Source organism: Kitasatospora sp. NPDC033851, from assembly GCF_055576085.1.
On record NZ_JBVIRL010000002.1, the window covers coordinates 693,820 to 713,792 of the forward strand.

Below are 19,973 nucleotides of genomic sequence, written 5' to 3' on the forward strand. Positions count from 1 at the left end.
ACTCCAGGGGCGCGCAGGTCGAAGTACCGCGCTACCGTACAACTCCGCGGCCCCCCGGGCGTTCAGGAGTCCAGCAACACCACGTCCACCTCGCTGCCGACGGGCAGTTCGGTGACGTCCTCGGGGACGGTGATCAGGCAGTCGGCCCGGGCCAGCGCGCCGACCAGGTGGGACTCGGCGCCGCCGACCGGCTCGACCGTGCCGTCGGCCGCCGAGTAGCGGCCGCGCAGGAACTGCCGGCGACCGGCCGGGGAGCGCAGCGCCGCCGGGCAGAGCGCGCGGACCACCGGGCGGTGCACGTCGGGGGCGCCGAGCATGGTGCGGATGACCGGGCGGACGAAGAGCTCGAAGGAGATGTAGGCGCTCACCGGGTTGCCGGGCAGGGCGAGCAGCGGCACTCCGGCCGCGCCGCCGATCCGGCCGAAACCCTGCGGCTTGCCGGGCTGCATCCGCAGCTTGCGGAAGTCGACGCCCCCGTAGGACTCGAAGACCTCCTTGACCACGTCGTACGCGCCGACGCTGACGCCGCCGCTGGTGACGATCAGGTCGGCGCGGCCGAGCTGGTCCTCCAGGACGGCGCGCAGCCGGTCGGCGTCGTCCGGGACGGCGCCGACCCGGTAGGCGATGGCGCCGGCCTCCTGGGCGGCGGCGGTGAGGGTGAAGCTGTTGGAGTCGGAGATCTGGCCGGGCCCGACGGGCTCGCCGGGCTGGACCAGCTCGCTGCCGGTGGAGAGCACCACGACCCGGGGGCGCGGGCGGACCGTGACGGTGGCCCGGCCGATCGCGGCGAGCAGGCCGAGCTGGGTGGGTCCGAGCCGGGTGCCGGCCTCCAGGACCGTGGAGCCGGCCGCGACGTCGCTGCCGCGGCGGCGGATGTGCGCGCCCTCGGCGACCGGGCGCAGGACGCGGACCTCCTCGTCCGGGACCGGAGCGGTCATCGCGGCGGCGGCCACTCCGGTGCCGGTGCCGCCGTCGGTCCACTCGACCGGGGCGACGGCCCGGGCGCCGGGCGGGAGGGGGGCGCCGGTCATGATCCGGGCGGCCTGGCCGGGGCCGACCTTGGGCAGCTCGCCCGCGCCGGCGGCGATGTCGCCGACCACCGAGAGCACCGACGGATAGGTGCCGGTGGCGCCCTCGGTGTCGGCGGTGCGGACCGCGTAGCCGTCCATCGAGCTGTTGTCGAAGGGCGGCAGGTCGCCGTCGGAGGTCACGTCCTCGTCGAGCCGGCAGCCCTGGGCGTCGAGCAGCTGGAGCTCGATCGCGGGCAGCGGGCCGACGGCGGACAGCACGTCGGCGAGGTGCTCGTCCACCGTCCAGAGGCGGGGGGCCGCCGGTGCCGGGTCCGATCCGCCGTCGCAGCAGGCTGCGGGCGTGGTGCTGTGCTCGGTGGACCCGGTCATCGGCGGCTCGCTCTCTGTCGTGTCAGTCCTGCATCTCGGAGCCGACGAACTCCCGCAGCCAGGAGCGGAACTCCGGGCCCAGGTCATCGCGCTCGGCGGCCAGACGGACGATAGCGCGCAGGTAGTCGGCGCGGTCGCCGGTGTCGTAGCGGCGGCCCTTGAAGAGCACGCCGTGCACCTGGCCGCCGGTCTCCGGCTCGCGGGTGGTCAGCTCGCGCAGGGCGTCGGTGAGCTGGATCTCGCCACCGCGGCCGGGCGGGGTCTCGCGCAGGACGTCGAAGACCAGCGGGTCGAGGACGTAGCGGCCGATGACGGCGTAGTTCGAGGGGGCCTCGCCGGGCTCGGGCTTCTCGACCAGGTCGGTGACCTGGAAGACGTCCTCGCCGAAGCCGTTGGCCTTGACGGCGGCGCAGCCGTAGAGGTGGATCTGGGAGGGGTCGACCTCCATGAGGGCGACGACCGAGCCGCCGAGCTCCTGCTGCACCTCGATCATGCGGGAGAGCAGCGGGTCTCGGGGGTCGATCAGGTCGTCGCCGAGCAGGACGGCGAAGGGCTGGCCGGCGACGTGCTGCTCGGCGACCGAGACGGCGTGGCCGAGGCCCTTGGGGTCGCCCTGGCGGACGTAGTGCATGTTCGCCAGCTCGACGGACTCGCGGACGCGGGCCAGGCGCTGCTTGTCGCCCTTGCGCGCGAGGAGCTCCTCCAGCTCGTAGGCGCGGTCGAAGTGGTCCTCCAGGGCGCGCTTGTTACGGCCCGTGACCATCAGTATGTCGGACAGGCCCGCGGCGGAGGCCTCCTCGACGACGTACTGGATGGCCGGCTTGTCGACGACCGGAAGCATCTCCTTCGGGGTGGCCTTGGTCGCCGGGAGGAAGCGGGTGCCCAGTCCGGCCGCGGGTACCACGGCCTTGGTTACCGGAACTCGGGAGTTGGTCGTCGTCATGCGTTTACCTTACTCAGGCACGTTTTCGCCCGGCCGAGCGCGCTCGGACGGCTAGGACAGCACGTCTCGGGGCACGGCCACAGCGGCAGGCGTATGGGAAGGGACCGGCTGGGCGAGGGGGTCCCCTCCGGCACAGGGCGACAGACTACCCGGCTTTTCCGAACGGTCACGTTCGGCAGTCGGACCGTACTCCGCACCGGAAGTGACCGGTTCGCGAAGCCCGGTGGCGGGCCGGTCGCGGTGGCGCGGCGAGATCCGCCAGCAGTCGCCGCCGGCCGCCCTCGCCTCGGCGAGCGCCGTGTCGGCGGCGCGCAGCAGGACGGCGGCGTGGGTGCCGTCCTCGGGCAGGACGGCGACGCCGGCGGCGGCGGTGAGGCCGTTGCCGTGCGCCGGGCGGGCTTCGCGCGTCCCGGAGGACCAGTCGAGCAGCAGGTGGCGGCGGACCGACCAGACCAGCCGCTCGGCGACCTGCGCGGCGCCCTCGGCGCCGGTGTCGGGCAGCACCACCAGGAACTCCTCGCCGCTGTAGCGGCCGAGGGTGTCGGCCCGGCGGATCTCCATCGCGAGGCGCTGGGCGAGGTCGCGCAGTATCGCGTCGGCCCGGCCGCGGCCGTGCTCGGCGATGACCGCGTCGAAGCCGGTGATCGCCAGCATCAGCACGGCGAGCGGGCGGGGGCGGTCGGCCTGGTCGGCGTGCTCGGCGCGGCGGGTCCGTTCGATCTCCCGGTCCAGGGTGAGCTGCAGGTGGCGGTAGTTCCACACGCCGGTGAGCGGGTCGCAGGAGGCGGTGCGCTCCAGCTCGGCGCAGCGGTCCTCCAGTTCGGCGATCCGCGCCCGCAGCCGCTCCGCCCGGGCGGCGGCCCCGGCCCGGTCCCGTCGTACCCGCAGTCCGAGGACGGTGGCGCCGGCCAGCGCGGGCGTGCTCAGCAAGGCCAGGGCCTGGACCAGGAGCGGGGTGGACATCGGGGCGTCCTTTCGCGTGGCAGGCTCTGCGCGTCGACGGTCTGGAGACGTGGAGGATCCGGTGCACAACGAGAAGAACGATCTGAGGACACGGCTGTTGACGCGGCGGCGCGCGCTCTCGGCCGAGGAGCGCGCGGCGGCGGCGCTCGCGCTGGCCGGGCACGCCGGGGAGCTGGCCGGGCCGGGCGCCACGGTGGCCGCGTACGTCTCGGTGGGCGCCGAGCCCGGGACCAGACCGCTGCTGGACGCGCTGCGGGCGCGCGGGGTGCGGGTGCTGCTGCCGGTGCTGCTGGCGGACAACGACCTGGACTGGGCCGCGTACGTGGGGGCCAGGGAGCTGGCCCCGGCCGGGCGCGGGCTGCTGGAGCCGGTCGGTCCGCGGCTCGGGCCGGAGGCGGTGACGGAGGCCTCGGTGGTGCTGCTGCCGGGTCTGGCGGTGGACCGCGGCGGGCTGCGGCTGGGCCGGGGCGGCGGCAGCTACGACCGGGTGCTGGCCCGGCTGGGGCGGGCGGGCGTCCGGCCGGTGCTGGCCGTGCTGCTGTACGAGCACGAGCTGCTGGAGCGGGTGCCCGCCGAGCCGCACGACCGGCCGGTGGACCTGGCGGTCACGCCGTCGGGGGTGCGGCGGCTGGGGTGACGCGGGTGAACGGCGGCGGCCCCGCTCCCTTCGGGCGAAGGGGGCGGGGCCGCGGGGTGTCCGTACGGACGTCAGCCGGTGGTGAGCACCAGCTTGTGCTTGGTGGCCTTCTCGACCGCGTCCGGGGTGTAGGCCCAGGTGAGCTGCTTGCCCTTGAGCCAGAGGTCGGTCTGGTCGTTGTAGTTGTCGTTGAAGGCGTGGCCGGAGGCGCCGCCGACGTTGATCCAGCGCGAGGAGTCGAGGTCGTTCAGGTCGACCACCATCCGCATCGACGGGATCCAGTCCACCTGGTAGCCGGCCGCCGCGTTCCAGCCGGCCGCGTCGACCGCCGCCGAGCCGCCGGAGAGCCGGTACGGGCCGCGGTTGAGCAGCTTGTGGAGCACGCCGGAGGCGATCGAGGAGTCGTCGGTGCCGAGGGTCTGCTCCTTCAGCTCCAGCTTGTGCAGACGGCCCCAGCTCCAGGTGGAGATGTCCTTGCTGAGCAGCGAGGTCAGCTCCTGGCGGGCGTTCTTCATCGCTTCCTTGAGCAGGTTGTCCAGGCCCTTCTGGACGGTGTGCTGGGAGTCGATGTAGGTCCACCACGAGCTGTCGGGCTTCTCCAGCTGCTGGCGCACGACCTCGGTCCAGCGGTCGCCGCCGTCCGGCTGGGCCTTGCCCGGGTCGCGGGTGCCGCACTCGGTGACGATCTTGGTGGTGCTGTCGGGCTTGGTCGGGTCGTCCTGCTGGCGGACCAGCAGGCAGTTGTCCTTGGCCCGGAGGTCGGCCGGGAACTTCTGGCCGAAGGCGAGGGTGAGCAGCTGGCGCCAGACGCCGTTGTAGTAGGCGGCGGCGGCCGAGTCGGCGTCCTGGTGGTAGTTCCAGTCCTTCAGCAGGTCCTGGGCCTCGCGCACATACGGGTCGTCGATCTGCTGCTTGAGCAGCAGCGGGACCAGCGTCTTGGCCATGATGCTGGTGTTGTCCAGCTGCAGGGTCTGCATGTCGTCCGGCGAGATCTTGCCGTTGTTCTTGAGCAGGCCCTCGATCTGGTCGGTGATCTCCTTGGCGCGGGTGCCGTACTCCCAGTCCTTGGTCAGGCTGGGCTTGTAGGTCTGGTCCACCACGGCCTGGTTGGCGGTGACGATGTAGCCGGAGGAGGGGTTGAGGCTCCACGGCAGCGCGGTGAAGGGGATCGAGTCCTTCCACTGGTACGCGGAGTCCCAGCCCAGCGCGGGGTAGGTGCCGTCGCCCTTGCCGCGGACCGGGATGGTGCCCGGGGCCTGGTAGCCGATGTTCTTGGCGTCGGCGTAGATCAGGTTCTGCGCGGGGACGGCGAAGTCCTTGGCGGCGGCGCGGAACTCGTCCCAGTTCTTCGCCTTGTCCAGCCCGAAGACGGCGTCCATGGTCTTGCCGGGGCTGAGCGCCGTCCACTGCAGGGCGACGCCGTAGCCGCTGGTGCCGCGGTCGGGGGCGGAGGTGCCGTTGGGGGCGTACTTGCCGACGTTCTGCTGCTCGTCGCGCTGGTCGGAGATGAGCGGGGCGCCGGTCTGGGTGGTGCGGACGGTGATGGTGCGGTCCTCCCCGCCGGCGACCTTGATGGTCTCCTTGCGGAGGTCGAACTTCACGTCCTTGCCGTCGACCTGGTAGGTGTCCGGGCCGGTGACCTTCTCCAGGAAGAGGTCGGTCACGTCGGCACCGAGGTTGGTGAAGCCCCAGGCGATGTCCTTGTTGTGGCCGATCACCGCGCCGGGCATGCCCGCGAAGGTGAAGCCGGAGACGTCGAACTGGCAGGCCGGGGAGGCGGTCCGGCAGTGCAGGCCCATCTGGTACCAGACCGAGGGCAGGCCGGGGCCGAGGTGCGGGTCGTTGGCCAGCAGCGGCTTGCCGGTGGTGGTGTGCGAGCCGGCGACCGCCCAGGAGTTGGAGCCGATGCCCTGGCCGGGGCGGCCGAGCAGCTGCGGCATCCCGTCGATCCGGTCGGTGAGGCCCTGCAGCAGCGCCTTGGTGGTGGCCGCGCCCTGGGTGGTGGCGGTGCCGTTGCCGGTGCCCGGCTGCGGGGAGCCGTCGGCGGGGCGGTAGTTGTCGCCGCTCACGGTGCCGGTCTTCACGATGGTGCCGTTGCGGGCGTACGGGTAGTCCGGGTACAGCTCGGCGATCTTGTCCGGGCTGAAGTCCTGGGCCAGCAGCGAGCGGTCGACCTCCTCCTGGAGGTTCCCGGAGAGGTTCCAGGCCATCGCCTTGAGCCAGGCCACCGAGTCCACCGGACTCCACTGCTCGGGCGTGTAGCCGCTGTTGACGGCGCCGAGCAGGGCGTACTCCAGCGAGGCCTTCTCACCGCCGGGGTGCTCGGAGAGCCAGGCGTTCACGCCGTCCGAGTAGGCCTGCAGGTACTTCTTGGTCTCCGGCGCCAGCTTGGTGTCGAACTCCTTCTGCGCCACCTGCCGCCAGCCCATGGTGCGGATGAAGGTGTCGGTGTCGACCTGGCCGTCGCCGAACATCTCGGAGAGCCGGCCGGCGGTGATGTGCCGTCGGACGTCCATCTCCCAGAAACGGTCCTGCGCCTGGACGTAGCCCTGGGCGCGGAACAGGTCCTCGGGGGTGTCGGCGTACAGCTGCGGGATGCCGTTGGCGTCCCGCTTCACGTCGACCGGCGCGGTCAGGCCCGCCACCTTGACGCTGCCGTCCACCTCCGGGAAGGACGCGCGGACCGCGGAGACCCCGCGGTAGCCGCCGTAGCCGACGCCGGCCACCAGCAGCACGACCAGCACGATCACGATCAGACGGGCGCGCCGGAACTTCTTCGAGCGGGGCATCTGGGTCCTTGCGGTCCTGACTTCGGGGCGGGCGGGCGTGTCCAGGGCCTGCGGCCGTGACAGGGAACCACATTAGGCCGAGTCGGCCGGGCACCGTGAACGGGGGACCAAGCTAAAGATATGGCAAAATGTTAGACTGAGTAACGATCCGTAAGAGGAGCATTGACGCCCCCTTAACGCGGGTCGCCCTCACAGCACCACCAGACACCCCGTCCGCCCCTGCCTGCCCGAGGTGCCCCTGCGTGAACGTCTCCCACCTGAACCAGCTCCTCCTCGAAGCCTCCGTGATCCTGCTCTTCGCGGTGGTCGCCGTCCGGATCTCCACCCGGTCAGGGCTGCCCAGCCTGCTGATCTATCTCGGGATCGGCGTGGCGCTGGGCCAGAACGGGATCGGCGTCACCTTCAACAACGCCGCGATGACCCAGGTGATCGGCTACGCGGCGCTCGTGGTGATCCTGGCCGAGGGCGGCCTCAAGACCAGCTGGCGGGAGATCAAGCCGGTGATGCCGGCGGCCACCGTGCTCGCCACCGCCGGCGTCGCGGTCAGCGTGTTCGCCACCGCGGCCGGCGCGCACTGGCTGGTCGGCCTGGACTGGCGGACCTCGCTGCTGCTCGGCGCCATCGTCTCCTCGACCGACGCGGCCGCCGTCTTCTCGGTGCTGCGGATGGTCCCGCTGCCGCACCGGCTCACCGGTCTGCTGGAGGCCGAGTCCGGCTTCAACGACGCGCCCGTGGTCATCCTGGTCGTCGCCTTCGCCACCACCGGGGAACTGGACTCCTGGTACGTCCTGGTCGGCACGATCCTCGCCGAGCTGGCGATCGGCGCGGTGGTCGGCTTCGCCGTCGGCAAGCTCGGCGCCTACGGGATCAAGCACGTCGCGCTGCCCTCCTCGGGCCTCTACCCGATCGCCGTGATGGCGCTCACCGTGCTCGCCTACGCGGGCGGCGCCCTGCTGCACGGCTCCGGCTTCCTCGCCGTCTACATCAGTGCGGTGATCCTCGGGAACTCCAAGCTGCCGCACGGACCGGCCGTCCGCGGCTTCGCCGACGGGCTGGCCTGGATCGGGCAGATCGGCATGTTCGTCCTGCTCGGCCTGCTCTGCACGCCCGCGACCATGGGCTCCTCCGTGGTGCCCGCGCTCGTCATAGGCGCCGTGCTGGTCTTCCTGGCCCGGCCCCTGTCGGTGGTGGTGTCACTGACCCCGTTCAAGGTGCCGGCCCGCGAACAGGCGCTGCTGAGCTGGGCCGGGCTGCGCGGGGCGGTGCCCATCGTGCTGGCCACCATCCCGGTCGTGTCGGGCGCGCACAAGGCCGCGGACGTGTTCAACATCGTCTTCATCCTGGTCGTCGTCTTCACCCTGCTCCAGGGGCCGACCCTGCCGTGGGTGGCCAAGCGGCTGCGGATCGGCGAGGGCGCGATGGGCCAGGACCTCGGCATCGAGTCCGCCCCGCTGGAGAAGCTGCACGGGCACCTGCTGTCGGTCGCGCTCTCCCCCACCTCCCGGATGTCCGGCGTGGAGATCGGCGAGCTGCGGCTGCCCAAGGGCGCGGCGGTCACCCTCGTCGTGCGCGAGGGCAACTCCTTCGTGCCGGACAAGGCGACGGTGCTGCGCGGCGGGGACGAGCTGCTGGTGGTCACCACGGACGAGGTCGGCGAGGCGGCGGAGCGGCGGCTGCGGGCCGTGGACAGGGGCGGCAAGCTCGCGGGGTGGCTCAACGGGCGGTGAGCCCGGATGCCTCCGGGGCACTGGGGGCGGGTGGGGGTGCTCAGGGCGCTCGGGGCGCTCGGAGCGCTCGGAGCGGGTGGGGTGGTCGGGGTGCCCGGGGCGTTCCGGGGTCGCCGGGAAAGGGGTGGACTAGCGGGATCTACGCGCGTAACTGTATGCTGGTTCGACCACGCCGTATAACCACCGCTCAGAACACCCCAGCATCTGCCTGACGCAGAGTTGGCGCGACCGCTCGGCGGCCGCGGTCCACCCCCGGCAACCACACCGGGCCGACCCGGTATCACCCCGGTCGACGCGCGAGAGGACGACTCTCGGCGCCGTCGGGGCCACCCCATGCCCTGCCGCGCTACCAGGCAGCAGGAAGGACCGACCGTGACGGCCCGCCGAACGGTCGACCGCGCCGCGGACACCACCGCGGACACCACCGCAGCCCGGACCCCCACCCGAGTCGGGTACGGCGAGCTGCTGCGCACCCCCGGGGCCTGGACCTTCCTGGCCCCCGCCCTCGTCGCGCGACTGCCCTACGCGATGCTCAGCATGGGCATCCTGCTGCTCGTCACCCAGACCCACGGCTCGTACGGCACCGCCGGTACCGTCACCGCCGTCGCCGCCGTCGCCCAGGCCCTGATCGGGCCGCAGACCGGGCGGCTGGCCGACCGGTACGGGCAGTCCGCGGTACTGGTCCCGACCGTCCTCGTGCACGGGGCCTCGGTCGGCGCCCTGATCGCGCTGGCACTGGGGCACGCCCCGGCCTGGAGCCTGTTCCTGGCCGCCGTGCCGGCCGGTGCGAGCGTGCCGCAGATCGGCGCGATGGTCCGGGCCCGCTGGATCGCCCGGTTCACCGCCGACGGCCCCTCCGACGCCTCGGCGGCCCGGGTGAGCACCGCGTTCGCCTTCGAGTCCGTGACCGACGAGTTCACCTTCGTGATCGGCCCGATCCTGGCCTCCGGCATCGCCGCCCTCGCCAACCCGGCGGCCGCCCTGGTCGCCGAGGCCGCGCTGACCGTCGCCGGCGGCCTGGCCTTCGCCGCCCAGCGGCGCACCGCCCCCGCCCGGATCGTGCAGCAGCCCGGCACCAAGCGCGCCTCGGCACTCGCCTCCCCCGGCGTCCGGCTGCTCGCCGGGACCTTCCTCGGGGTCGGCGCGGTGTTCGGCGGCATGCAGGTCTCGGTCAACGCCTTCGCCGACTCCGTCGGACAGCACGCCGCGGGCGGCACCGTCTACGGGATCTTCGCGGGCGGCTCCATGCTGGCCGGCGTGCTGTACGGCGTGATCGCCTGGCGCCGGCCCGTCCAGCAGCGGATGCTGATCAGCTACGCGCTGCTGGTGCTGGGCTGCTCCACGCTGTGGGCGATGCCCAACCTGGTCGCTCTCACCGTGGCCGGGCTGGTCTGCGGTCTGGCCATCGCGCCGACCCTGATCAGCGGCTACACCCTAGTCGAGACGCTGGTCGCGGACGGCGCCAAGACGGAGGCCTTCACCTGGCTGACCGGTGCCATCGGGCTGGGCCTGGCGGTCGGCTCGATGGCGGCCGGGAAGCTGATCGACGGGCACGGGCCGTCCACCGGCTTCCTGGTGCCGTTGATCGGCGCCGGACTGGGGCTGGTCACGCTGTTCTCGCTGCGACACCTGCTGGTGGCGCCGAGCGCGGGGCGCGGCCGGATCGTCGCGACCTCCGGAGCGGCCTCCGCGTCGGCTTCCGAAGCGGCCTCCGGGGAGCGCGGGGGTGCTGCGCAGCTGGTGGGCACGGCCAAGGGCTGAGCGAGCGGTGGTCCGGCAGCCGAGACCAGGCCGAGGCCGGTCGCATCTCACACCGGAGTCGCTGGACTGATCCAGCGGAATGCCGCATCATTGACCATCGTTAGCACTCATAAGGCGAGAGTGCCAGGAGGAAGACAAGTGCCCACGTACCAGTACCAGTGCACCGAGTGCGGCAACGGCCTGGAGGCGGTGCAGAAGTTCACCGACGAGGCGCTGACCACGTGCCCCGACTGCCAGGGACGGCTTCGCAAGGTCTTCTCGGCGGTGGGTGTCGTGTTCAAGGGATCCGGCTTCTACCGGACCGACAGCCGCTCCTCCTCCAGCAGCTCGGTCGGCTCCGGGTCTTCGTCGACCTCGTCGACGTCGTCCACCCCGGCGCCCACTTCGAGCACGGGCTCCTCGGCGCCGTCCAGCCCGGCTCCGGCCGCGAGCTGATCCCCGGCCCCGGGACGGAACGACCCAGGCGCCCAGCAGTCCTCGGAAAGGCCCGTCGGCCCCGCATTCCTGCGGGGGCGGCGGGCCTTTTCGCGCCCTCCCCCGTCTCTCCGCGTCTTTTCACACCGCTTTTGTCACCGCGGAAGAGTCGGATCCACTCGCGCGAGTGTACGAACTTGTCCACAGGGGGCGGTTTGTCCACAGCCTGAGGGAAACCGCTTTCCGAGTCCGCCCCGACGGCGCATCGTGGGGGTCGTCAGCCGGTCCACCGGGGGTCGGCTGCCGGACCTTTCGGAGGTGCGTCGATGACGACCGTGAGCTTCTCCGTCCCGCTGCCCGCGCCCGCCGTGCCGCCCCGGCAGGAGGTGCCGAGCTTTCCGCCGATCCGGCGCGGGTGCGGCGGGTGGCACCGCTGGCGCAGCGCGGTGCGGCGGCGGGCCGGGGTGCCCGCGCTGGTGCTGCTCGCGGTGGCGGCCGCGCTCGCGCTCGGGCCCGCGCGGGCCGGTCTGCCGCCGCCCGGCGGGGGCGCGCTGGGCCGGACGGGTTGTCAATCCGGAGCTTCGGAAGATCACCCGTAACCCGGAAACGACTTCGTCGTTCGAGGCGGCATGAAGGGCTTCAAGGAATTCCTGCTGCGTGGAAATGTCGTCGAACTCGCCGTCGCCGTGGTCATCGGTGCCGCTTTCACCAATATCATCAACGCCTTCGTCAAAGGCGTGATCAATCCGATTGTCGGTGTGTTCGGAACGAAGGACCTGGGTTCCTACAGTTCCTGCCTCAAGGGGCCCTGCGAGGTGAGCGCGACCGGTGAGGTCACGTCCGGAATCCTCATCCTGTGGGGATCGGTGCTCAGCGCCGCCCTGCAGTTCCTGATCACCGCGGCCGTCGTCTACTTCGTTCTGATCGTGCCCATGAACAGGATGGCGGCCCGCCGCAAGTCCTTCACCGAGGCGGCGGCGGAGGCAGAGGCCAAGGAGGTCCAACTGCTGACCGAGATCCGCGACGCGCTGGTCACGCCGCTGCGCTGACCGCGCTCGCCCGTCCTCAGTCCCCGTGGTGGGGCGGGCGCTGGCTCAGGTACCAGTCCAGCCCCCGCCCGCCGCTCTCCCCCGCCCCGGAGCGCCCGCCCCAGCCGGCGTCGGTGTCGTCCCGGGACTGCTGGTCCAACGGGTCCCGGAAGACCAGCCGGGCCTTGGCCGCGGGCTTCTTCTGCGACTCCCCGCCCTGGCCCCGGCCCTGGCGGTCCTGCTCCTCGCGGTCCCGGTCCTGGGCCTGGTCGTCCTGGGCCTGCGCCTGGCGGTCCTGAGCCTGGTCCGTCGGCCGGTCCTGTTCCTGCTCGCTCACCCTGTCCACTCCGTTGCTCGCCTCGTCCTGCCCCTCCAGCCTAAGAGCCCCGTGGCACGCCTCGGGTCCTGGTGCGGAGCGCTCCGCACCAGGACCCGGTCGGGGGCTCGACAGGCCTTCCGGTCAGGCGGCTTCGAAGCCCGCGTGGTCGGCGATCTTCTTCAGCTCGGCCAGCGCGTGCTTCTCGATCTGGCGGATCCGCTCGCGGGTGAGGCCGTGCTGCTTGCCCACCTCGGTGAGGGTGCGCTCGCGACCGTCCTCCATCCCGTAGCGGGACCGGATGATCGAGGCCGTGCGGTCGTCCAACCGCCCGATCAGATCGTCCAGTTCCTCACGGCGGAGCATGACCATCACGGCGTCCTCCGGGGACGTCGCCCCGGTGTCCTCGACCAGGTCGCCGAACTGGGTCTCGCCCTCGTCGTCGACCGACATGTTGAGGCTGACCGGGTCGCGCGCCCAGTCCAGGACGTCCTTGATCCGAGCCTCGGTGGTGTCCAACTCGGCCGCGATCTCGGCCGGCTCGGGCTCCCGCCCCAGCTCCTTGGACTTCTCTCGCTGCACCCGCCGGATCCGCCCCAGCTCCTCCACCAGGTGCACGGGCAGCCGGATGGTGCGGGACTGGTCGGCGATGGACCGGGTGATCGCCTGCCGGATCCACCACGTCGCGTACGTGGAGAACTTGAAGCCCTTGGCGTAGTCGAACTTCTCGACGGCGCGCACCAGGCCCGCGTTGCCCTCCTGGATGAGGTCCAGCAGCGGGAGGCCGCTGCGCGGGTACCGGCGGGCGACCGCGACCACGAGCCGGAGGTTGGAGCGGATGAAGACGTCCTTGGCGCGCTCGGCGTCGGCGGCTATCGTCTCCAGCTCCTCGCGCGTGACGCCGTCGGGGAGTCCCTCCTCGTCCAGCAGGTGCTGGGCGTACACCCCGGCCTCGATCCGCAGCGAGAGCTCGACCTCCTCGGCGGCATCGAGCAGGGGCGTCCTGGCGATCTCGTCGAGGTACATGCCGACCAGGTCACGGTCGGCCTCAAGGTTGGTCGGGCGGGCCGCGCGAGTCCGGTCGGCCCTGTCGCGAACGACGGCACGGGTGGCCATGCTTGCTCCCTTTGCTGGTGTTGCCGAGGTCTGCCTGCCTGCCCCGAGGGCAAGAAGTGCGGGCCCCGCCCCGGGGCTCACACGTAACGATCCAACGAACAGATTCCGGACAACATTCCCAAGTCACTCAGATTCTTCCCCGTGATGCAGTATCCTGCCGGTTTTCACCCCGACTTTGGACGCTCGGTGACCACCCGGGTACATCCCGTGCCCTCGGGCGACCGTTCCGGGAGTGATTTCTTCACTCGACCCTCACGCGCCGGCCGCCTACCCGTTGAACAGGCGAACGGCCGCGCGCGTTCCCGCACACTCCCGGTTTCCGCCCGCGCCCACGCCCCGGCGCACGCAGGACCTCCTCACAAACGATGCCAAATCGCTATCGCTCCAGCTCCTGATCGGCGCAGGACACTGGGAAGGTGTCAGCCATGCACCTGACCAACAGCACGACCACCGTCACTGCGCGTAACCGCAGTCTCCTTCGGGACGCCGCGGTCGTGTTGGTTTGTGCCGCGCTCTTCGGCCTCCTGGCGGCCCTGGTGACGGGCCACTGGCGCCCGCTGATCCGCTTCGACCAGGAGTGGATCGGCGAACTGCACACCTACGCCCGGGAGCACCGGATCTGGACCGCCGCGGTGCAGACGCTCTCGGACATCGGCGGCACCGTCACCATGCGTACACTCCTCGGAATCGCCGCCGTCTGGCTCTGGTTGATCGGTGCGCGGGTCCTGGCCGGCTGGGTGGCCGCCCAGACCCTGGTCGGCTGGGGCGCCCAATGGGCACTGAAGCTGGCCTTCGACCGCAGGCGGCCCAGTTTCTCCGACCCGGTCTCGCACGCCGGCGGACCGGCTTTCCCCTCCGGGCACGCCATGGCCTCGGCGATCACCTGCGCCGTCCTGGTCGGCCTGGTCTGGTACCGGGTTCGCCGCCGGGGCCGGACCGCGGCCTGCGCGGTGGCAGCGGCGACGGTGCTGACCATCGGCTGGACCCGGGTCGCGCTCGGCGTGCACTGGCCCAGCGACGTACTGGGCGGCTGGCTGGCCGCCGGGATCGTGCTGGGCGCCGTGACCACCGTGATCGAGCTCTGGCGCCCCGGCGCGCTGGCCCGCGACGTACGGCGGGTCAACTGGCGTACCAGGCCCAGGGTTCAGCGGGTCATCGTGCCTTCCATCCGGTCGCCCCACCCCACCGACCCGCTGGACGACGGCGCACCGGGCGACGGCGTGCCACTGGACGACGACGTACCGCTGAACGACGGCTTTCCGGACCACGGTGTCCCGGACCACGCCGTCCCGGACCACCGCGTTCGGGACGACGACACCCTGAGCAACACTGCCGACCGGCCGCACAAGAGAGCCAGTTGAGACCACGTCACCGGTCCGAGGCCGTCCGCTAGCGTGACCGCCGTGACCACCGCCCCTGCCCCCGCCCCCGCCGTCCCCACCGTCACCGCCGGATACCCCGAGCGGCCGCTGCGGATCGCCACCGTCCAGACCCAGGCCGTGGCCGGCGACATATCCGCCAACGCCGCCCAGGCCGCCGAGCTGATCCGCGAGGCCGCCGGCGCCGGTGCCCGCCTGGTGCTGTTCACCGAGAAGTTCCTCTCCGGGTACGAGCCCGAGCTGATCCGCGCCGACCCGCTCAAGTACACCGTCCAGCCCGGCGATCCGCGCCTCGCTCCGATCGCCGAAGCGTGCCGCGAGACGGGGGCCGTCGCCGTCGTCGGTGCCGCCGTGCAGGACGGTGCCGACCTGCGGATCTCCGCCCTCGTCATCGGCGCCGACGGCGGCTTCGTCACCCGTTACGACAAGCAGTACCTGTTCAAGGCCGAACGCGACCTCTACCGCCCCGGGACGGCCGGCTGCACGCTGGAGCTGGACGGCTGGCGGCTCGGCCTCGGCATCTGCTACGACTCCGGCTTCCCCGAGCACGCCCGCGCCGCCGCGCTCGACGGCTGCCACGCCTACCTGGTCGGCGCGCTGTTCAGCAGGGGCCACGGCTACCACGAGTCCCGCACCTGGTTCCCCGCCCGCGCGCTCGACAACACCCTCTACACGGTGCTCGCCAACCACATCGGCCACACCGGCCCCTGGCACACCTGCGGCGGCAGCGCGGTCTGGGGCCCGGACGGCCGCCTGATCGCCGAGGCGAGCGAGGACCGGCGCGAGGTCGTCGTCGTCGACCTCGACCCCACGGTCCTGCGCACCGCCCGAGAGACCGAGACCCTGCTCGCCGACCTCGCCCTCGCCGCCGAAGCCGGGGAACGCGCCCACGTGAAGCTCGCCTGAGACCTGCTGCCGGCCCGGCTGACCCGGCGGGCGGGGAGGACGGCGGCGGCGAGGCCGGTCAGGGTCCGGGGAACGGGACAGGCCCCCGACCCGGAGTGGGCGGGGGCCTGTGACCCGTGTGCTCGTTGTGCCCCAGGCAGGATTCGAACCTGCGACACCGGCTTTAGGAGAGCCGTGCTCTATCCCCTGAGCTACTGAGGCGCGGCCCAGCTGTGGCGAGGCCGGTCACAGCGTACCGGATCGGGGGTGGGGAGGGGGGTGGTGGACGGGGTGCGGACGGGGGTGCGGGTGCCGACGGGGTGTCAGGACGGGTCAAGTAGCCTGCCAAGAAGTGCCTGATCCGCCCCGGCACACCGCGCGAAGGAGACGAAAGACCCGATGAGACCTGCGGTGCGCCCGGTCGTCCGACTGCTGGGGCAGGTGTGGCTGTGGCCCGCGGTGGTGATGCTGGCGGTGGGCGGGTACCGGCTGGGGACGCCGGACCTGTGGCGGGACGAGATCGCGACCTCGACGGTGGCCACCCGCTCACTGGGCGATCTGCTGCGACTGCTCCAGCACATAGACGCCAGCAACGGCGCGTACTACCTGCTGATGCACGGCTGGACCGCGGTCTTCGGCGACTCGACGGTGGCGCTGCGCATACCGTCCGTGCTCGCGATGGCGGGGGCCGCCGCGTTCGTGGCGCTCACCGCCCGGCGGCTGTTCGGCGGCCGGGTCGCGGCGATCGGCGCGGGCCTGCTGTTCACGGTGCCGCCGCTGGTCTCCCGGTACGCGCAGGAGGCTCGCTCGTACGCGCTGGTGACCTGCGCGATCGCCGCCGCCACCTACTTCCTGCTCCGGGCGCTGGAGCGGCCGACCTGGCGGCGCTGGGCGCCGTACTGCGCGGCCATGGCGCTGGCGGGCGCGGGGCACCTGATCTCGTTCAGCACGGTGGCCGGGCAGGTCGCCCTGGTCGCGCTGCACCTGTGGCGCACCCGGGAGGCCGCGGACCGACGGCTGCTGTGGCGGTACCCGCTGGCGGTCGCGGTGGCCGCGGTTCCGATACTGCCGGTGGTGCTGCTGGGCAGCCGCCAGTCGGACCGGCAGCTGGGCTGGATACTGACCCCCTCCCTCCGCCGGCTGGCCACCTTCGGCGAGTACCTGTTCGGCTCGAACATCGTGTTCTACGCCTTCGTGCTGCTGGCGATCCCGGCGCTGGCCCTGCCCGGCCGACGACTGCAGGCCTGGCAGGTGCTGCTGCTCGCCGAGCTGCCGGTGGTGAGCGTCTGGCTGGTGTCGCGCCTGGGCGACACCTCGTACTTCATCGACCGGTACCTGCTGTTCACGGTGCCCGCCTGGGCGGTGCTGGCCGGGGGCGGGGTCGGGGCGGTGTACGGCGCGGTGGCGGCCCTCGCACGGCGCGGCCCGGCACCCCGCAGGGCCGCCGCGGCGGCCGGGCTACTGGCGGTGGGGCTGCTCGCCGTACCGGCCGTGGCGGCGCTGCCCAAGCAGCCCGCCGTGCGGTACGCGGACTCGCACAACCACTCGGAGGAGCCGTTCAGGGCGGCCGCCCGGACGATCGCCGCCGGCTACCACTCCGGGGACGGGCTGGCGGCCCCGCTGGGCGACCAGTCCTGGGCGATGGTCTGGCCGGGCGTCAGCTACTACCTGCCGTCGGACGTCCACCCGTACCCGGTGTTCGTCGCGCGCAACGCCGACGACGCGGAGGACCTGTCACCGACGCCCTGCCCGAAGCCGGAGGCCTGCCTGGGCCCGGTGTCCCGGATCTGGCTGCTGGTCCTCGGCGACACCGCGGACCCGCTGGGCGCCATGCCGACCGACCAGGCACAGGTGCTCCGCACGCAGTACGGCGACCCGGACCAGGTGACGCCGCTCGGCGGGTTCACGCTCGCGCTGCTCGACCGCGACACGTAACCGGGCTGCGGCCGTAGCCCCGGGGCTACGGGGACCGGGGGAACGAACGCCGAAGGGGAGCCGGTACGGACCGGCTCCCCTTCGGCGTGGCTTCGGCGTTGCTTCAGCGGCTCAGTGCCTCGGCAACTCAGCGCCTCGGCGGCTCACAGCGTGCGCAGCAGGCGGGACTGGATGGACGCCGGGTTGAGGTCCGACTGGAGGGCCACCGGGACCTCCACCTTGTCCTCGCCGGCGCCCACCCGCAGCACGCCGACCTCCTTGCCCGCCTTCTCGGTGTGGCCGATCTTCGACGCGTCCAGGGTGACCGTGCCGGAGATGCCGGGGAAGCCCGCCACCACCAGGTCCTTGGTCGCCACGACCTGGACCTTGCCGCCGAGCCCGTCGTCCACCGAGCCGACGACGTCGCCCTGCTTCACCACGGTCTGGCCGGTCAGGCCGTTCTGGGCGGCCTGGATCTGCTTGCCGCTGACCTTCAGCACGGTCGACAGGATGTCTTCGCCCTTGTTGGGCCCCGTGGCCGGCTGGCCCAGGGTGACGCCGAGGATCAGCCGCTTCACGCCGCCGATCTCCTTGTAGGCGGCCCACATCAAGCAGCCGCCGGCCGGGGTGCTGGAGCCGGTCTTGACGCCGATGACGCCGGTCTTCGGGTTGATCAGGTTGTTGGTGTTGAGGATCTTCAGGTTGTTGAGGTTGGTCTCCGGGGTGGAGACGATCTGCCGGAAGATCTCGTCCTGCATGACCTGCTCGGCCAGCTTCAGCTGGTCCTTGGCGGTGGACTTGGTGTCCGTGTTGTAGCCCGCCGGGTCCGCGTAGATGGTGTTGGTCATCCCGAACTTGGCCGCGGTGTCGTTCATCAGCTTGACGAACGCGTCCTCGGAGCCGGAGTGGTAGCGGGCGAGCAGCCGGGCCACGTTGTTGGCCGAGGGCAGCATCAGCAGTTCCAGCGCCTGGTACTCGGTGAGCACCTGGCCCTCGGTGAGGGCCACCCGGGACTCGTCGAGGTTGCCGGACTCCTGCGCGGCCTGCTTGTCGACGGTGATCTTCGGGCCGCTCTCCCCCTTCTTCAGCGGGAACTTCTGCAGGATCAGGTAGGCGTTCATCACCTTGGTGACACTGGCGATCGAGGCCGGCGTCTCCTGGCCCGAACTGCCGAGGCTGCCGACGCCGACCACCTCGGCAACGGACTGGCCCTTGGCCGGCCAGGCGAGGTCGAGCTGGTCACCGTTGAAGGTGTAGCTGCCCGTGGCGGTCATCTTCACCGTGGCGTCCGGCAGCGGCCGCAGCAGCTGGGCCACCACGACCGCGCCGAGCACGACGGCGAGGAAGACCGTCCAGATGGTCACCCGCTTGACGGCGCGGCGCAGCGGCGAGACCGGGCGGGAGTTGAGGGAGGCCAGGACCTCCATCGCCTCCGCGGTGTTCTCGGGCGAGGGCAGCGGCTCCGGCGAAGGCAGCGGCTCGGGCCGGGGCAGCGGCGGGACCGGCGGCACCGGCCGCGGGTCGGGCTCGGGCAGCGGCTTCGGGGCCGGCCCGGGGCCGGGCGCGGGCTTGGGGGCCGGCTTCGGCAGCGGCTCCGGGCCGGGGGTCGGCTCGGGCTCCGGGACGGGGTCCGGCTCCGGCAGCGGGCGCGGCGCCGGCGGCTCGGGCACGGTGCCGGCCGAGGCGGCCGCGGGGGCGCGCGGCGGCTTGGGCTTCTCCGGCTTCTCGGCCTGCCCCGACTTCTGACCGGGCTGCCCGGTCTCGGTCAGCGTGACGGGGTCGGCGTCGGCGTCGGGAGAGTCCTCGGCGGAGGCGTCCTCGGTGCCCTCGGCGCTTTTGGTGGCTCCGGTGCTTTCGGCCTTCGCGGCCTTCTCAGGCTTGTCAGTCTTTTCGGGCCTGTCAGTCTTGTCAGTCTTGTCGGCCTTGTCGGCCTTCCCGGTCGGCGCGGCCTCGGACACGACGGCCTCGGGCTCGGCTGCGGCTTCGGCGGGCTCGACCGCTTCGTCCTTCGCCTTGTCCTTCGCCTTGCCGGCCGACTTCTCCGCCACCGCCGCACCCGTCCGCATGGCGAGACGCGGGTCGGAGCCGGACGGGCGCTCGGCGGGCTCCTTCTCCCCGGCGGGTGCCGAAGGGGTCTCCTTCTTCTCCCCCTCACCACCGGAACTCCCGTTACCGGCGGCCTTCACCAGCTCGTCGGGGAGCCGCAGCGCGGTGGTCCTGTTGTCCACCGGCAGTCGCAGCATCGTCGTCTTGCTGTCCACATCCCGGACGCGGAGCTGTACGGTCGAGCCGCCCTTGGCCCCCGCCGCCGGAGCGTCGTCGGACGCCTTCGCGGACGCCTTCGGAGACGGTTTCACGGACGGCTTCGGAGACGCCTTCGCGGGCGCCTCGCCGGAGGTCTCCGCAGAGCTGTCCGAGGAATCGTCCGAGGAGGCCTCGGCTGACGCCCCGGCAGCAGCCGGGCCGGAACCGCCCTCGGCGGACTCGGCCGTCGCGGCGGCGGCGGCGGCATCGGCCGTCGCACTGGCCGTCGCACCGGTCCGTTCGCGTTCCCGGCCCCCCTCCCGCTCGTCGTCCCTCAGCACCCTGTCGGGGGACTCGCCCACGTATCCCAGCCTCCTCAACGCCCGGCGGGGCACCTGCGAACCCGATTTCGGGAAGCCGACGCCCCGCCCCGTGTACCTGTACAGTCTCCGCCACC

16 protein-coding genes and 1 tRNA gene are annotated in these 19,973 nt (G+C 72.3%); 9 read left to right on the forward strand and 8 right to left on the reverse strand.

Annotated features, from left to right (window positions below):
- Window positions 1-62 precede the first annotated feature (62 nt).
- The 3 genes from glp to ACZ51D_RS06250 are packed head-to-tail and all read right to left on the reverse strand — an operon-like array spanning window position 63 to window position 3,306.
- Window positions 63-1,400, reverse strand: a complete 1,338-nt coding sequence (gene glp, locus ACZ51D_RS06240) for a molybdotransferase-like divisome protein Glp (protein WP_465661343.1) — start codon at window positions 1,398-1,400, stop codon at window positions 63-65.
- A 22-nt stretch (window positions 1,401-1,422) separates the two neighbouring features.
- Window positions 1,423-2,343 (reverse strand): UTP--glucose-1-phosphate uridylyltransferase GalU, encoded by a 921-nt coding sequence (gene galU, locus ACZ51D_RS06245; RefSeq protein WP_360494310.1) that lies wholly within the window; start codon window positions 2,341-2,343, stop codon window positions 1,423-1,425.
- 51 nt (window positions 2,344-2,394) lie between these two features.
- On the reverse strand, window positions 2,395-3,306 hold the full coding sequence (locus ACZ51D_RS06250; RefSeq protein ID WP_465661345.1) for a GGDEF domain-containing protein: 912 nt from the start codon (window positions 3,304-3,306) through the stop codon (window positions 2,395-2,397).
- 61 nt (window positions 3,307-3,367) lie between these two features.
- On the opposite strand from ACZ51D_RS06250, the gene ACZ51D_RS06255 reads away from it, so the two are divergent.
- A complete protein-coding gene (locus ACZ51D_RS06255; RefSeq protein WP_465661346.1) occupies window positions 3,368-3,943 on the forward strand; it encodes a 5-formyltetrahydrofolate cyclo-ligase in 576 nt (191 codons plus the stop codon).
- A 71-nt stretch (window positions 3,944-4,014) separates the two neighbouring features.
- Here ACZ51D_RS06255 and ACZ51D_RS06260 read toward each other — a convergent pair whose 3' ends face one another.
- Window positions 4,015-6,732: a penicillin acylase family protein gene (locus ACZ51D_RS06260; protein ID WP_465616646.1), complete on the reverse strand. Its 2,718-nt coding sequence runs from the start codon at window positions 6,730-6,732 to the stop codon at window positions 4,015-4,017.
- A gap of 242 nt (window positions 6,733-6,974) precedes the next feature.
- Between ACZ51D_RS06260 and ACZ51D_RS06265 the strand changes: the two genes are divergently transcribed.
- The 5 genes from ACZ51D_RS06265 (at window position 6,975) to mscL (ending at window position 11,683) form a co-directional block, all read left to right on the forward strand.
- Window positions 6,975-8,459: a potassium/proton antiporter gene (locus ACZ51D_RS06265; protein WP_465616644.1), complete on the forward strand. Its 1,485-nt coding sequence runs from the start codon at window positions 6,975-6,977 to the stop codon at window positions 8,457-8,459.
- A gap of 372 nt (window positions 8,460-8,831) precedes the next feature.
- Complete coding sequence (locus tag ACZ51D_RS06270) at window positions 8,832-10,220, forward strand: MFS transporter (protein ID WP_465616642.1); 1,389 nt, start codon at window positions 8,832-8,834, stop codon at window positions 10,218-10,220.
- Window positions 10,221-10,358: 138 nt separating this feature from the next.
- A complete protein-coding gene (locus ACZ51D_RS06275; RefSeq protein WP_465616640.1) occupies window positions 10,359-10,655 on the forward strand; it encodes an FmdB family zinc ribbon protein in 297 nt (98 codons plus the stop codon).
- A 305-nt stretch (window positions 10,656-10,960) separates the two neighbouring features.
- The gene (locus ACZ51D_RS06280; RefSeq protein ID WP_465616638.1) at window positions 10,961-11,233 is read left to right on the forward strand and encodes a hypothetical protein; all 273 of its coding nucleotides are present in this window, start codon (window positions 10,961-10,963) and stop codon (window positions 11,231-11,233) included.
- A 30-nt stretch (window positions 11,234-11,263) separates the two neighbouring features.
- On the forward strand, window positions 11,264-11,683 hold the full coding sequence (mscL, locus tag ACZ51D_RS06285; protein ID WP_465661347.1) for a large conductance mechanosensitive channel protein MscL: 420 nt from the start codon (window positions 11,264-11,266) through the stop codon (window positions 11,681-11,683).
- 16 nt (window positions 11,684-11,699) lie between these two features.
- Here the strand turns inward: mscL and ACZ51D_RS06290 are convergent, their stop codons facing one another.
- Together ACZ51D_RS06290 and ACZ51D_RS06295 are read right to left on the reverse strand one after the other, a co-directional pair.
- The gene (locus ACZ51D_RS06290) at window positions 11,700-11,999 is read right to left on the reverse strand and encodes a hypothetical protein (RefSeq protein WP_465661349.1); all 300 of its coding nucleotides are present in this window, start codon (window positions 11,997-11,999) and stop codon (window positions 11,700-11,702) included.
- Between the two features lie 123 nt (window positions 12,000-12,122).
- Window positions 12,123-13,094 (reverse strand): sigma-70 family RNA polymerase sigma factor, encoded by a 972-nt coding sequence (locus tag ACZ51D_RS06295; protein WP_360494337.1) that lies wholly within the window; start codon window positions 13,092-13,094, stop codon window positions 12,123-12,125.
- Window positions 13,095-13,519: 425 nt separating this feature from the next.
- Here ACZ51D_RS06295 and ACZ51D_RS06300 point away from each other — a divergent pair, with 425 nt between their 5' ends.
- Both ACZ51D_RS06300 and ACZ51D_RS06305 read left to right on the forward strand, forming a co-directional pair.
- On the forward strand, window positions 13,520-14,455 hold the full coding sequence (locus ACZ51D_RS06300; RefSeq protein WP_465616632.1) for a phosphatase PAP2 family protein: 936 nt from the start codon (window positions 13,520-13,522) through the stop codon (window positions 14,453-14,455).
- Between the two features lie 42 nt (window positions 14,456-14,497).
- Complete coding sequence (locus ACZ51D_RS06305; RefSeq protein ID WP_360494342.1) at window positions 14,498-15,379, forward strand: carbon-nitrogen hydrolase family protein; 882 nt, start codon at window positions 14,498-14,500, stop codon at window positions 15,377-15,379.
- 128 nt (window positions 15,380-15,507) lie between these two features.
- On the opposite strand, the gene ACZ51D_RS06310 is transcribed toward ACZ51D_RS06305, so the two are convergent.
- Window positions 15,508-15,580, reverse strand: a tRNA-Arg gene (locus ACZ51D_RS06310).
- Between the two features lie 177 nt (window positions 15,581-15,757).
- Between ACZ51D_RS06310 and ACZ51D_RS06315 the strand changes: the two genes are divergently transcribed.
- Window positions 15,758-17,293 (forward strand): glycosyltransferase family 39 protein, encoded by a 1,536-nt coding sequence (locus ACZ51D_RS06315; protein WP_465616629.1) that lies wholly within the window; start codon window positions 15,758-15,760, stop codon window positions 17,291-17,293.
- A 143-nt stretch (window positions 17,294-17,436) separates the two neighbouring features.
- On the opposite strand, the gene ACZ51D_RS06320 is transcribed toward ACZ51D_RS06315, so the two are convergent.
- Entirely contained in the window at window positions 17,437-19,878 is a 2,442-nt protein-coding gene (locus ACZ51D_RS06320; protein WP_465616627.1) for a D-alanyl-D-alanine carboxypeptidase family protein, read from the reverse strand.
- Window positions 19,879-19,973: the final 95 nt, after the last annotated feature.